Origin of the sequence: Mesorhizobium sp. Root695 (assembly GCF_001428185.1) — a bacterium.
In the GTDB taxonomy this organism is placed as follows: Bacteria; Pseudomonadota; Alphaproteobacteria; order Rhizobiales; family Rhizobiaceae; genus Mesorhizobium.
The window spans coordinates 1-13303 of sequence record NZ_LMHO01000006.1 but is presented as its reverse complement, the minus strand read 5'-3'; the positions used below and the strand labels follow the sequence as shown (position 1 = coordinate 13303).

The 13303-nt window shown below is 61.5% G+C and carries 9 protein-coding genes and 1 pseudogene; 6 read left to right on the top strand and 4 right to left on the bottom strand.

Annotated features, from left to right (window positions below; all coding sequences use genetic code 11):
• The first annotated feature begins 62 nt into the window (after positions 1-62).
• Both ASD99_RS07795 and ASD99_RS07790 read left to right on the top strand, forming a co-directional pair.
• Entirely contained in the window at positions 63-1187 is a 1125-nt protein-coding gene (locus ASD99_RS07795) for a molybdopterin-binding protein (protein WP_057143194.1), read from the top strand.
• Between the two features lie 15 nt (positions 1188-1202).
• Entirely contained in the window at positions 1203-3161 is a 1959-nt protein-coding gene (locus tag ASD99_RS07790; RefSeq protein WP_057143193.1) for a molybdopterin biosynthesis protein, read from the top strand.
• A gap of 1 nt (position 3162) precedes the next feature.
• On the opposite strand, the gene mobA is transcribed toward ASD99_RS07790, so the two are convergent.
• Together mobA and ASD99_RS07780 are read right to left on the bottom strand one after the other, a co-directional pair.
• A complete protein-coding gene (gene mobA / locus ASD99_RS07785) occupies positions 3163-3792 on the bottom strand; it encodes a molybdenum cofactor guanylyltransferase MobA (protein ID WP_057143192.1) in 630 nt (209 codons plus the stop codon).
• Positions 3782-4675: a formate dehydrogenase accessory sulfurtransferase FdhD gene (locus tag ASD99_RS07780; protein WP_057143191.1), complete on the bottom strand. Its 894-nt coding sequence runs from the start codon at positions 4673-4675 to the stop codon at positions 3782-3784. The genes mobA and ASD99_RS07780 overlap by 11 nt, the downstream gene beginning before the upstream one ends.
• Before the next feature lie 152 nt (positions 4676-4827).
• Here ASD99_RS07780 and glp point away from each other — a divergent pair, with 152 nt between their 5' ends.
• The 4 genes from glp to fdhF all read left to right on the top strand — a co-directional run bounded on the left by glp (position 4828) and on the right by fdhF (position 11052).
• Positions 4828-6084, top strand: coding sequence for a gephyrin-like molybdotransferase Glp (gene glp, locus ASD99_RS07775; RefSeq protein WP_057143190.1), 1257 nt, complete (start codon positions 4828-4830; stop codon positions 6082-6084).
• A gap of 88 nt (positions 6085-6172) precedes the next feature.
• A complete protein-coding gene (locus ASD99_RS07770; protein ID WP_057143189.1) occupies positions 6173-6406 on the top strand; it encodes a sulfurtransferase TusA family protein in 234 nt (77 codons plus the stop codon).
• A gap of 178 nt (positions 6407-6584) precedes the next feature.
• Entirely contained in the window at positions 6585-8258 is a 1674-nt protein-coding gene (locus ASD99_RS07765) for an NAD(P)H-dependent oxidoreductase subunit E (protein WP_057143188.1), read from the top strand.
• 1 nt (position 8259) lies between these two features.
• Positions 8260-11052 (top strand): formate dehydrogenase subunit alpha, encoded by a 2793-nt coding sequence (gene fdhF, locus ASD99_RS07760; protein ID WP_057143187.1) that lies wholly within the window; start codon positions 8260-8262, stop codon positions 11050-11052.
• A 789-nt stretch (positions 11053-11841) separates the two neighbouring features.
• Here the strand turns inward: fdhF and ASD99_RS07755 are convergent.
• A pseudogene (locus ASD99_RS07755) lies at positions 11842-12241 on the bottom strand (IS110 family transposase); the annotation flags it as partial.
• Positions 12242-12373: 132 nt separating this feature from the next.
• The gene (locus tag ASD99_RS34265) at positions 12374-12769 is read right to left on the bottom strand and encodes a hypothetical protein (RefSeq protein ID WP_200950974.1); all 396 of its coding nucleotides are present in this window, start codon (positions 12767-12769) and stop codon (positions 12374-12376) included.
• Positions 12770-13303: the final 534 nt, after the last annotated feature.

Below are 13303 nucleotides of genomic sequence, written 5' to 3'. Positions count from 1 at the left end.
CGACGGTTTCACCTGCGTCAATGACAGTTGCAATCCGGATCACAGCTGGCCCATCATTGGGCATGAGCAGAGCGCAGCTTTCGAACGGCACGTTGACCAGCCTCGAATCGGCGCTTGCCGAACTGCTCGACGGCTTGGTTCCGGCCCCCCGCACATCCGTGCCGCTAGCGCAGGCGCGGGGCCGTATTGCCGCTGAAATGGCAGCGCTTGCAAGCCCGCTGCCTAAGCGTAACAGGGCCGTGATCGACGGCTGGGCGCTTCGTTCGCTCGATCTTGCCGGCGCATCGTCCTATTCGCCGGTGCCTTTGATGGGTGCCCCGGTGTGGGCCGAAGCCGGCGATGCGCTTCCCGATGGCTGCGACTGCGTGCTGGAAGCCAATCTGGTCGACTGCGCAGGCCCAATCGCGCAAGCCTTCGCGGATGCGATTCCCGGCGAGGGCACCCGTCGTTCCGGCGAGAATATTGCCGCTGGCCGGCCCGCCACAATCGCCGGCCGCCCCCTGTCCGCCGCCGATCTTCTGGCCGCTCGCGCCGCCGGATTTGAGACGGTCGCGGTGCGTTCGCCGAATGTTCGCCTGATCGATGTCGCGGCGATCGATGGCAATTTGCTGACGGTGGAGTTCATCGCCGAATTGCTGCAGGCGGCGGGAGCACGCGTTTCGGTTGAAACTGCCGCGCGCGATGCACGGTCGATCACCGATACGCTGGATGCTCACTCATGCGACCTGATTGTTACCGTCGGCGGCACCGGCTTTGGTCGTTCCGACGCCACCGCCGAGGCGCTGACGATGCGCGGTGCATTGATTGCGCACGGCATTGCCCTTCGGCCCGGCCGCACTGCGGCGATCGGCAAACTGGGCGCTCTTCCGATCATAGCGCTGCCCGGCGCGCCGGATCAGGCTTTAGCGGTCTATCACGCGCTGTTGCAGCCAATACTTGACCGTCTGACAGGCCGTACGGGCAGGGTCGGCATCATGCTGCCGCTGGCTCGCAAGATATCCTCGGAAGTCGGCATTACCGAGATCGCACTGCTCAGACATGAGAAATCCGCCTGGCTCCCACTTGGCGTTGGCGATCTGTCGCTGGACCATATTCGCATGGCCGATGCATGGCTTGCCATCGCCGGCGACTGCGAGGGATATGCTGCGGGCACGCCCGTCGAAGCCTTTCCACTGCGGGTGACCTGAGATAATGACGCAGACATGACCAAATCCTCTCAGTCACCAGCTTCCCGCCAGCGGCAAGGGGTTGCCCAGGATCAGTTCCTGACCATCCTGTCGCGGGAGGAAGCGATGGCCCGCTTTGAGGCGGCGCTTTTCCCACGCGACATGCTCCAAGAAGAGCGCCCGCTGGCCGACGCGCTTGGCTTGGCGCTGGCCCGCGATATCGTTGCGCCGGTCGATGCGCCGCCTTTCGACCGTTCGAATGTCGATGGCTTTGCCGTGCGATCCGCGGATATCGCATCCGCATCGGAAGCAGCCTCGCTGCGCCTTTCGTTAAATGAGGAAATCATCGCTTGCGGCGTCGCGCCTGCTGAGACTGTACGGGTCGGCACCGCAACCGCAATCGCGACCGGTGGGCCGCTTCCGCGCGGCGCTGATGCAGTCGTCATGGTGGAACATACCCAGCCTGCGGAAGATGACGCCATCGAGATCCGGCGGAGCGCAGCGCCTGGCCAATTCGTATCCTATGCCGGATCCGATATTGCCCGCGGCGAGGTCTTGCTCCGCGCGGGAACTCAGATTGGCTCGCGGGAAATCGGGATGTTGGCCACCTGTGGCATTTCGCACGTCGCTGTCGCACGCAAGCCTCGCGTTGCAGTGCTGTCGACTGGTGACGAGCTCGTCCAGCCAGGCGAACTCTTGCGCCCCGCTGCCGTCTATGATGCCAACGGCTCGGTCGTCACCGCGGCAGTCGTCGAAAATGGCGGCGAGGCGGTGTTTTTCGGCGCTATTGTTGACGACGAAGTCCTGCTCGAAAGTGCCATGCGCGAGGCACTTAAGGCTTCCGATATGCTGATCCTGTCCGGCGGGTCTTCGAAGGGCGCCGGCGATGTCAGCCACCGCATCATCTCCCGCCTCGGCAAACCGGGCATCATTGCGCATGGTGTAGCACTAAAGCCCGGTAAGCCGCTGTGCCTTGCTGTCTGCGACGGCAAGCCGGTCGTCATCCTGCCGGGCTTCCCGACTTCGGCGATGTTCACCTTCCACGACATGATCGTGCCGGTGCTGCGCCGCATGGCCGGTCTGCCGCCGAGGGCTGAGATGCAGGTAGCGGCAACAATTCCGCTGCGCATCGGTTCAGAACTTGGCCGCACCGAATTTGTCATGGTGTCTCTGATTGAAGGCGAAAACGGGCTGGTCGCCTATCCGACTGGCAAGGGCTCCGGCGCGGTCACCTCGTTTGCGCAGGCTGACGGGTTCGTGCGCATCGACGCGCTTGCCGACCACATGCCTGCCGGCGCGCTGGTCGAGGTAACGCTGTTTACGCCGCATGTGAGGGTGCCGGACCTTGTCATCATAGGGAGTCATTGCACCGGGCTCGATTTGGTGCTGGCGCCGCTTGCGCGCGCCGGCCTGTCTACCCGATCGCTTGCCGTCGGCAGCCTTGGCGGGCTGGCGGCGGCCCGGCGTGGTGAATGCGACCTGGCGCCGATCCATCTCTTCGACGACAGGACCCAGACCTACAACACACCGTTCCTGAGCGAGGGGTTGGAACTCGTGCCCGGCTGGCGGCGCATGCAGGGCTTCGTCTATCGGCCGGGCGATCCGCGCTTCGAGGGCAAGTCTGCTGAAGACGCGCTTGCCACAGCTCTTGCCGATCCGACCTGCATGATGGTCAACCGCAATCAGGGTGCGGGAACCCGCATTCTCATAGACAAATTGCTCGGGCAGGCGCGACCGGACGGCTACTGGAACCAGCCGCGCTCGCACAATGCCGTCGCAGCAGCGGTGGTGCAAAGGCGCGCCGATTGGGGTGTCACCATTGCGCCTGTCGCTCGCGCCACCGGCCTCGTCTTCGTTGCGCTGACCGAAGAGCATTACGATTTCGCGTTGGTCTCGATGCGCAAGTCGCGGCCGGCGGTCCAGGCATTCCTGACCGCGCTGCGGTCGCCCGCAAGCCGTATAGCCATGGAAGAGGCGGGGTTTCGGCCGGCTTGAATCAACCAGCGGCCAGTTTTGCCAGTCGTTCGGCCTCGGAAAGATCCTCGACTGTATTAGCGTTGAAAAACGGATCAACAGGCTCCAGAGGCCACGCCACGGTGGCGAGCCGATAGCGCGCCGTCCAGCGGTCGATCTTGCGCAGGTTCTCCTCGACCAGCGCGTTGCGCAGTTCGTGGCGCAGCGCCACACTCCACAGGCCGATCACCGGATGAGACCGCCCGCCCGACGACGCGACGGCCAGTTCGGCACTCTCGTCCTGTTGTGCCCGGTGGAAGCGCTCAACCAGATCGCCGGGCAGGAATGGGCAATCCCCGGCGACGCTGACCACCCACAGGGTTTGGGGTCTGTTCTCTGCCGCCCAGTCGAGCGCGGCAAGCACACCGGCGAGTGGCCCCGGATAGTCCGCTACAGTGTCGGCGAGAACCGGCAGGCCGAACGACGCGAAGCGGGCCAGGTCGCCATTGGCGTTCAGAACCAGTTCGTCGCATTGCGGTGAAAGCCTTTCGATGACGTGATCGAGAATTGTGCGCCCGGCGATCTCGCGCATCGGCTTGTCGCCGCCACCCATGCGGCGTGCTAATCCCCCCGCCAGAACCACGCCGAGTATCTGCGGCAACTTACTCGTCATTTTCGGCGCCCTTGCGTGCGTGCCGTGGCTGTTCCTCTTCGACGGCGGAAATATCCTGATCGAAGACGATCCGCTCCTCGCCGGAAAGCGCCGTAAACCGCTTGCCGCGCGCGCGGCCGACAAGCGTCAACCCGACCTGCCGCGCCAGCGTCACGCCCCACGCGGTGAAACCTGAGCGCGAAACCAGAATCGGAATGCCCATTCGCACCGTCTTTATGGTCATTTCGGAGGTGAGCCGGCCCGTCGTGTACAAGATCTTGTCGGCGGGGTCGACACCATGGCGGTACATCCAGCCAGCGATCTTGTCGACGGCATTATGGCGTCCGACATCTTCCATATAGCAGATCGGCTCGCCATGCCTGCACAGTACGCAGCCATGGATCGCGCCGGCCTCGAGGTAAAGCGAGGGCGTGGTGTTGATGGTACGGGTCATCTGATATAGCCAGGATGTCCGCAATTCAGCGGTCGGCAGTTCAATATCCTCCACCGCCTCCATCAGATCGCCGAAGGCGGTGCCCTGCGCGCAGCCCGAAGTCAGCGTCCGCTTCTTCAGCTTCTGCTCGTAATTCGTGTTTCGATCGGTGCGCACGACTACTACCTGGAGGTCATCGTCATATTCGACCTCGGTCACGATATCGTCGGGCTTGAGCATATTCTGGTTGAGCAGGTAGCCGAGTGCCAGATAGTCTGGGTAGTCGTTGATCGTCATCATAGTGACGATTTCCTGCGCATTGAGATAAAGTGTCAATGCGCGTTCGACCGGAACCGTGACCTCGACCGGCGCGCCCGTCTGGTCGACCCCTCTCACCCATTCCGTCAGTCGCGAATCCCCCGGATTGGGCATGATAGCCGCGATATCGGGGCGGTCTTTACTATATTTCATGGCGTTCCCGTTTATGTGCCGGCCGACGAGATTGCAGTCGGAAACTGTGTTTGTGACGTTTTACACGAAATGGCTCGCGCGTCAGCCTTATGTAGTGATAGGTCGCGAATGCCCAATGGTTCAAGAGATGGTGAAAAGGTGGAGTTTGGACGATGGCGCAACTTTCGGATGACTGCTTTGCCTTCGGCGGGCCGCTGTTGCCGGTGGACGACGCCATGGCTCTGCTCGCCGCTCGCTTGGGTGCGGTGGAAGGGACCGAAGCTCTTTCGCTTGTCCTGTCCGATGGACGCGTCCTCGCGCAGGATATTGTCGCGCCGCTGCCATTGCCGCCTTTCACCAATTCCGCCGTCGACGGCTATGCCCTGCGCAGCACGGACCTTCCGTCCGGTGCGCATAAGGCGTTTGCCGTGGCGGGTCGCGTTCATGCAGGCGCTGCCGCAACTGTCGCAACCGCGCCCGGCGAGGCTGTCCGCGTCTTCACAGGCGCACCCATGCCAGCCGGCGCAGACACCGTCTTCATGCAAGAAGATGTGGACCTCGACTGTGAGGGCCGCGTTATTCTGCCGCCTGGCCTGAAGCGCGGCGCCAATGTCCGCCCGGTAGGCGAAGACGTCACTGCCGGACAGATCGTACTACAGGCAGGGCGCCTTATGCGGCCGCAGGACGTGGCGCTCGCAGCTGCCCTTGGCCTGACCCAAATCGAGGTTCGCCGGCGCATCCGGGTCGCCGTCTTTTCAACCGGCAACGAGATCGTTGCGCCCGGCGCCCAGCGCGGCCCGACGCAGGTTTTTGATTCCAATCGGTTCATGCTGATTTCCATGCTGGCTCGCCTGGGGTGCGAAATCGCAGATCTCGGCATTCTCGGCGACGATCCCGGCTCGACAGCTTCTGTGCTCAAAAGCGCCGCTGCAACGCATGATCTGGTCCTTACGTCCGGCGGCGTGTCGACCGGCGACGCGGATTATGTCAAGGCGGCGGTGCAAAGCCTCGGCACACTGGTTTTCTGGCGCATGGCCATCAAGCCCGGCCGCCCCGTCGCTATGGGGGTGATTGGCGGGACCCCATTTGTCGGGTTGCCTGGAAACCCGGTGGCGAGCTACGTCACTTTTGTCCATGTTGCCCGTCCGGCCATATTGGCGCTCTCCGGCACGCCGCCACAGGCGCCTGTCGCTGTCCCGTTGCGCGCCGCCTTTTCCTACAGAAAGAAGGCCGGCCGCCGCGAATATGTGCGCGTCAGTCTGCGCAAGGCCGCAGACGGCGCTATCGAGGCGGTAAAATTCCCGCGCGAGGGAGCTGGGCTTCTGTCCTCGCTTGTGGAAACGGATGGCCTTGTCGAGCTTCGCGAGGAGACGACAAGCGTTGACCGGGGCCAGACGGTTACCTTTCTGCCCTATTCTAGCCTGGTCTGAAAGCCACCATTCGAATCCGGCCTAGCGTGCCCTTTTAGCTCCATGTTTTGTGCTTGGCCTCGACTGAGGAAGATTATACTTTCCGCCTATGACAACGATAAAGCTTGATCTCACTGGGCTGAAATGTCCCCTGCCGGCCTTGAAGACCCGCAAGGCTCTTAGAGCGATCAGACCGGGCGATAGGCTCGAAGTCCATTGCTCGGACCCTTTGTCGGCTATTGACATTCCCCATCTAATTAGCGAAACCCGGGATCGCATTGAGAATACCGCGCAGGACGGCGACCGGATAATATTCTTGATCGAAAGGCACATGGACCCGTGAGGTCGTCTGCCTCAATGTTGGATATGCTTTCGTGCCCTGCGGTGGGCTAGCATATCTAGGCACCGCGTTCGGAATCACTGAAAATTGGTGTGGCGTGAGGAATATTGCGCCTTCTAATGAAATCACGATGGCCTCTCGTTGAGCCCGCCGCGAAGTAAACGACGTAAAGGGAGAGAGCATGACAGTTCAAGCTCGCCGCCGCCGCGATCGTGGGCCCAAGGGCCGCGGGCTCGATGATCGCGCGCTCGCGGATGTCAGAGCGCTTTTGGGCGCCAAGCCGCTGCGGCGCGATCTGCTGATCGAGTTTCTGCATCTCATCCAGGATAAGTATGGTTGCCTTTCGGCTGCCCACTTGCGTGCCCTTGCCGAAGACATGCGGCTTTCGCAGGCCGAAGTATACGAAGTTGCCTCGTTCTACGATCATTTCGATGTCGTCAAGGAAGGCAAGACGCCACCTGCGCCGCTGACGATTAGGATCTGCGATTCCATCAGCTGCATGCTGGCGGGTGCCGAAAGTCTGGTTGCCGAGCTTGCGACCAGCATCGACCCGAGCGCAGTTCGTCTCGTGCGCGCCCCTTGCATGGGTCGCTGCGCTGGCGCACCGGCCGCGCGCATCGGCGACCACGAAGTCGATCACGCCACAGTTGAGAGCTTGCTGGGAATGTCGAAGTCCGGCGACACAAAGGTCGTGGTGCCCGGCTACACGACGCTTGAGGCTTATCGGACGGCTGGCGGCTACAAGCTTCTCCAGAAGGTGCGAGATGGCGGCCTTGCCACCGAGGCGATCATCGCCACCATGCAAAGCGCGGGGCTCCGCGGCCTTGGTGGCGCAGGCTTTCCTGCCGGCAAGAAGTGGGAGTTCGTCCGCTCATATCCCGGCCCGCGGCTGATGTCGATCAATGGCGACGAGGGCGAACCCGGCACTTTCAAGGACCGCGTATACCTCGAACGCGACCCGCATCGCACACTGGAAGGTGCGCTGATTGCGGCACATGCGGTCGAAGCCGAACGCATTTATTTCTACATGCGCGACGAATATCCGGCGGTGTTGCATATTCTCCGCACCGAGATCGAAGCGTTGGAAATGGCCGGCATCGCCAAGCCGGGCTTCATCGAACTGCGGCGCGGCGCCGGCGCCTATATTTGCGGCGAGGAAAGCGCGATGCTGGAAAGCATCGAGGGCAAGCGCGGCCTGCCCCGCCACCGCCCGCCATACATCGCCGAGGTCGGTCTGTTTGGTCGTCCCACGCTCAACCACAATGTCGAGACGCTGTGGTGGATCCGCGACATCATCGAGAAGGGCGCGGAATGGTTTGCAGCGCTCGGGAAGCCAGGCCATCCCGGGATTAGGTCGTGGTCGGTATCGGGACGCGTCAAGAACCCCGGCGTCAAGCTGGCCCCGGCCGGCGTCACCGTGCGCGAACTGATTGAGGATCATTGCGGCGGCATGCAGGACGGCCATGTCTTCAAGGCTTATCTGCCGGGCGGCGCTTCAGGCGGCATGCTACCGGCGTCGATGGGCGATATCCCGCTCGATTTCGGCGGCGAGCTGGCCAAGCAGGGAGCCTTTGTCGGTTCGCATGCCGTGGTGGTGTTCTCGGACAAGGACAGCGCCAAGGCGGCGACGGTCAATCTGCTGAAATTCTTCAAGCATGAGAGCTGCGGTCAGTGCACGCCGTGCCGTGAGGGAACCGGCAAGATGGTTTCGTTGTTGCAGAGAGACGGAGCGCTCAACGAGGTTGCGCTGCGCGACCTGGAAACGGTTATGCGCGATTCTTCCATCTGCGGCCTGGGTCAGGCCGCGCCCAATCCGGTCCACCATTTGCTGACGCATTTCCGTGAGGATATCTGAGATGACGGGTAAGGTCGAATTCACCCTTGACGGCAAGGCGGTCGCCGCAGCCGAAGGCGAGACCATCTGGGACGTGGCAAAGCGCGAAGGCACCAGTATCCCGCATCTGTGCCATGTCGATCTGCCCGGTTACCGCACCGACGGCAATTGCCGCGCCTGCATGGTCGACATCGAGGGCGAACGGGTGCTTGCAGCCTCCTGTATTCGCAAGCCGACTGCCGGCATGGTGGTAAAGACTGATACCGAGCGCGCCGAGAAGTCGCGCGAAATGGTGTTCGAACTTCTGGCCAGCAACATGCGCCCCGCCAATGACGGCCCCGATAACCAGTCGGCTTTCTGGCAGTGGGCTTCGTCGATGGGGATTTCCGGCAGCGACCGGTTCGAGTCCAAGTTCGATGCCGCCGATGCCGCCGAGTTCGACATTTCCAATCCGGCCATCGCCGTCAATCTCGATGCCTGCATCGCCTGTGGCGCCTGCGTGCGCGCGTGCCGCGAGGTCCAGGTCAACGACGTCATCGGCATGGCCGACCGCGGCGGCCATACAATCCCGGTCTTCGACATGCACGACCCGATGGGTCTGTCGACCTGCGTAACCTGCGGAGAATGCGTGCAGGCCTGCCCGACCGGCGCGCTCTACGAAAAGACGCTTATGGACAAGGTCGGCAAGACCCGCGTCATCCAGGAATTCGACAAGGTCGTCGACACACTCTGCCCGTTCTGCGGCGTCGGCTGCCAGACCAGCGTCGCCGTCAAGGACAACAGGATCGTCCAGATCGACGGCCGCGATGGGCCGGCTAACGAGAACCGCCTCTGTGTCAAGGGTCGGTTTGGCTTCGACTACGCGATGTCGCCGGAGCGACTGACCAAGCCGTTGATCCGCCTCGACGATGCGCCGAAATCCGGCGAGGCCGATATGCGCAATGTCGATCCGCTGACTGTCTTCCGTGAAGCCACGTGGGAAGAAGCGCTGGATCGCGCCGCTGGTGGTCTGAAGACCATCCGCGACGAGCATGGCGGGCAGGCGCTGGCCGGCTTCGGCTCGGCCAAGGGCTCCAACGAAGAAGCCTATCTATTCCAAAAGTTCGTTCGCCAGGCGTTCGGCACCAACAATGTCGATCACTGTACCCGGCTTTGTCATGCCTCCTCGGTCGCGGCCCTTATGGAGGGCGTCGGCTCGGGTGCTGTGTCGGCGCCATTCATGGATGCGATGAAGGCCGAATGCGTCATCATCATCGGCGCGCGTCCCACGACCAATCATCCTGTCGCCGCCACCTATTTCAAACAGGCGGTCAAGCGCGGCACCAAGCTGATCATCATGGATCCGCGCGGCCAGGATCTGATGCGCCATGCTACCCATTCGCTTCGCTTCAGGCCGGGCAGCGACGTCGCCATGCTGAATTCGCTTCTGCATGTCATCATCGATGAGGAACTCTATGACGAGCAATATATCCAGGCCAATGTCAGCGGCTTCGAAGCGCTGAAGGCAAAGGTCAAGGATTTCTCGCCCGAGGCGATGTCCGAGGTCTGCGGCATCGAGGCAAGCGTGCTGCGCGATGTCGCGCGCACCTATGCCAAATCCGAGCGCTCGATGATCTTCTGGGGCATGGGCATTTCCCAGCACACCCACGGCACCGACAATTCGCGGTGCCTGATCGCGCTTGCGATGATTACTGGCCATGTCGGGCGGCCGGGCACCGGCCTGCACCCGCTGCGCGGCCAGAACAACGTCCAGGGCGCTTCCGACGCCGGCCTGATCCCGATGTATTACCCCGACTACAAGTCGGTGGAAAATATCGACATTCGCGGCCAGTACGAGAATTTCTGGGGACAGACGCTCGATCCCAAGCGCGGCCTGACTGTGGTTGAGATCATCGACGCCATCCATGCCGACGAGATCAAGGGCATGTACATTATGGGCGAGAACCCGGCGATGTCGGACCCCGACCAGATCCATGCCCGCGCCGCCCTTGCCAAGCTCGACCATCTCGTGGTGCAGGACATCTTCCTGACCGAAACCGCGTGGCACGCCGATGTCGTGCTGCCGGCTTCCGCGCATGCCGAAAAACTTGGCACCTTTACCAACACGAACCGGCAGGTGCAGATCGGCCGGCCGGCGCTCGACCTGCCGGGCGAGGCGCGTCAGGACCTGGACCTGATCATCGACCTTGCCAGGCGTATGGGCGTCGACTGGAACTACAACCACGTTTCGGAAGTCTACACTGAGATGGCGCGGGTTATGCCGTCGCTGAAGCACATCTCTTGGGAGCGCGTCGAGCGCGAGGGGTCGGTGATCTATCCTGCCGATGGCGAGGACGTGCCGGGCAACGAGATCGTCTTCTCGTCGGGTTTCCCGACCGCCGACGGGCGCGGCCGTATTGTGCCGACTGACCTTCTGCCGCCCGACGAAGTACCAGACGAGGAGTATCCGCTGGTATTGACCACCGGCCGCATGCTCGAACATTGGCATACCGGCGCCATGACCAGGCGCGCGGGCGTGCTCAATGCCATAGAGCCCTACGGCATTGCCGCCATGAACCCATATGAGATCGAGCGGCGCAGCCTGTCGATAGGCGACGTTGTCCAGGTTGAGACCAGGCGCGGCACGGTCGAGGCAATTCTGCGCGCCGACCGCGAGGTCGCTGATGGCATGGTGTTCATGCCGTTCTGCTTCAATGAAAGCCCGGCCAACAAGCTGACGAATCCGATGCTTGACCCTTACGGCAAGATTCCAGAGTTCAAATACTGCGCGGCGCGCGTCGCGCCGCTGCCCCGACACGCTGAGGCTGCCGAGTAGCTGGGCTCAAACCTGGGTGGTGCGTTAAGCCGAGGCGGGAGCTTGCGGGGGGCCGCTTATGTGGTTTTGACGTCAGGCGTCGGGCAAGGCGACGGCTGTGTTGCCATGATGTCGGGACATAAAGCGACAGTCGACGGATCTACGACCGTCTCGTTAAGGGACGCACGGCGCGGTCTGCAGCGGATCGAGTCCAATGGCACCGAAAGCTCAAGGGCACCTCGCCGGATTGCCGCGGAAAATCGTCCCGCTGAAGGGGCGATTGCCGATTTCGTAGTAAAGAATTTGTTGGGCGAAAACTATTGTTTAGGGTTCAGCGCAGGACGCCCCTACACTTGGCTAATCGAGAAGCGGGTATGCCGCAATCATCTGCAACAATGTATTTATCCCACGGCCCGCCAAAGTCCTAACGTCAGACCGCTGCCGAACTTTATGTTTGCCATCGGCGCGTCATATATTCTCTATCGGCGACCCACAATGCCCTCGCTCTCTTGAGCCCATATGTGGACGGCACCCTTCTCGCAAGATTGTTGAGCAATGATTTGAACGATCGATCCGAGACCCGAGTTCCCAACATCATGGCGGTCTACAACGACCAATGGGTCAACGGAGTGTCTCGCGTCTCGGATCGATCGATCACACCAGTAGAAATGTTCCCCGTGTCTGGCCGATCTCTATGCGGCGCGCGCTAAGGCTGGCGGTATAGGCTTTGCTTTGCAGACATTCCTGCTTACCATTAGCTTCCAGGCAATGCGCGCGATCTTGTTCGCTAGCGCCACGGCGGCGGGTTTTGCGATTGCGGATCAGCCGGTCGCGCAGGCCAACCAGCATAAATGCCGCCTGTTGTTTAGCGGTCTTGACCGGCACAAACCGCATTGTCGGCCGGCTCAGCGCCTCGCACAGCGCTTCGGCATCGGCCGCATCGTTCTTACCGCGCTTGACGTACGGTTTGATATATTGAGGAGGAACTAGCTTCACCTCATGCCCAAAGGACTGCAGCGGGCGTGCCCAGTGGTGCCAGCCCCTCACGCTTCGGTTGCAACCACTGTCGACGGCAGCTTCTCAAAGAACGCCATCACCTCCTTGCGCCGCAGTTTTTGCGCAGCGCCGGCTCCTCAGCTGCGTTCACACCATGGAGCTGGAAGATGTGTTTTGACGTGTCGATGCCGTGCGGGGCCGTCCACCCCAACATCATCATGCGGCGGCCCTAACGTCGACCGCGAAGAGAAGCGAATGACCCGCGGGGCGACATGGTCCGGAAAATATTAAGAGGAGCTTGACTCAACGACCCCAATCAGAGAAGCCTGCCTGTTAGCTTAAGTCGCTATTCGCCGTACCGGCGCTCCAGCGCGTTGGCAATTCGCTCGCAAAGCAATTCTGAGGTCACGACTGTGAGGTGGAGACGGAGGCGATTTCCGTGTTTATCAACTATCGTAGTGACAATACCGCGATAAGAATACTCGGCGAGGTCGAGAACATCGTTGATGATGAAGTCTGGTATTTCACGAAGCCTCTTAGGGCGCTCATCCACCGGGTTCTCCTCCCAAATTGGTGGCTTTCTAGGCAGGCCGAGCCTAACTCTCTGGAATTCGGCGTAGCTCTCGGCAACGGCTTGAGCGTTGAATGAATGCCGAGTTACTCTGCCATTTTCGACGACCTGAACAATCCATCGGCCGTCGACGTTTTTCAATCGCACGTCATTCGGTTCTCCGGCAACCATATCCGTCATCCGCTTCAGCAATCAAGAATGAGCAATAACCGGAAGTTCCAAGACCCTGTAGACAAACAACTTCCCCCGATGTGATATTCAACTCTAGAGTTCCACGCAGCATGTCGTCGCTACACGATGGTAATATATTCGACTCAGTCAGATGCTTCACGCTCTCGCCATGGGCAGCAACCTGCTACGAAGAAGCCCTCACCCGTGAGTTTCCAACCGGGCTCTAAGCGAACCTATCGTCGTCTTCACGAAGACGGCATCGGCAACCTTCGGCATATCGTCGAGAGCGCAGGGCTGCCGGTCACGCACCGCCGAAACCCACCGCAGAAAAACCGTCGCCCGAAATCATAGCTACCGCGGCCCCGGCCGAATGGTTACTCTGCTTTCATGGCGGCGACGAAGCAGACTTCGTCGCCCGCAAACGTACTTTCTTCCACAGATGGGGTGATTGGGGTCTCGGTCGAGCCTAACTGAGGGCGGCTGCTCCTGTCGGGATGTGAGAACGTGGTCGATGTGAATCGCCACAAACATCGG

Coding starts and splice junctions, on each gene's coding strand:
- ASD99_RS34265 (WP_200950974.1), bottom strand. CDS start 12,769: ATGGTTGCCGGAGAACCGAATGACGTGCGATTGAAAAACGTCGACGGC.
- ASD99_RS07790 (WP_057143193.1), top strand. CDS start 1,203: ATGACCAAATCCTCTCAGTCACCAGCTTCCCGCCAGCGGCAAGGGGTT.
- ASD99_RS07770 (WP_057143189.1), top strand. CDS start 6,173: ATGACAACGATAAAGCTTGATCTCACTGGGCTGAAATGTCCCCTGCCG.
- fdhF (WP_057143187.1), top strand. CDS start 8,260: ATGACGGGTAAGGTCGAATTCACCCTTGACGGCAAGGCGGTCGCCGCA.
- glp (WP_057143190.1), top strand. CDS start 4,828: ATGGCGCAACTTTCGGATGACTGCTTTGCCTTCGGCGGGCCGCTGTTG.
- ASD99_RS07780 (WP_057143191.1), bottom strand. CDS start 4,675: ATGAAATATAGTAAAGACCGCCCCGATATCGCGGCTATCATGCCCAAT.
- ASD99_RS07765 (WP_057143188.1), top strand. CDS start 6,585: ATGACAGTTCAAGCTCGCCGCCGCCGCGATCGTGGGCCCAAGGGCCGC.
- mobA (WP_057143192.1), bottom strand. CDS start 3,792: ATGACGAGTAAGTTGCCGCAGATACTCGGCGTGGTTCTGGCGGGGGGA.
- ASD99_RS07795 (WP_057143194.1), top strand. CDS start 63: ATGAGCAGAGCGCAGCTTTCGAACGGCACGTTGACCAGCCTCGAATCG.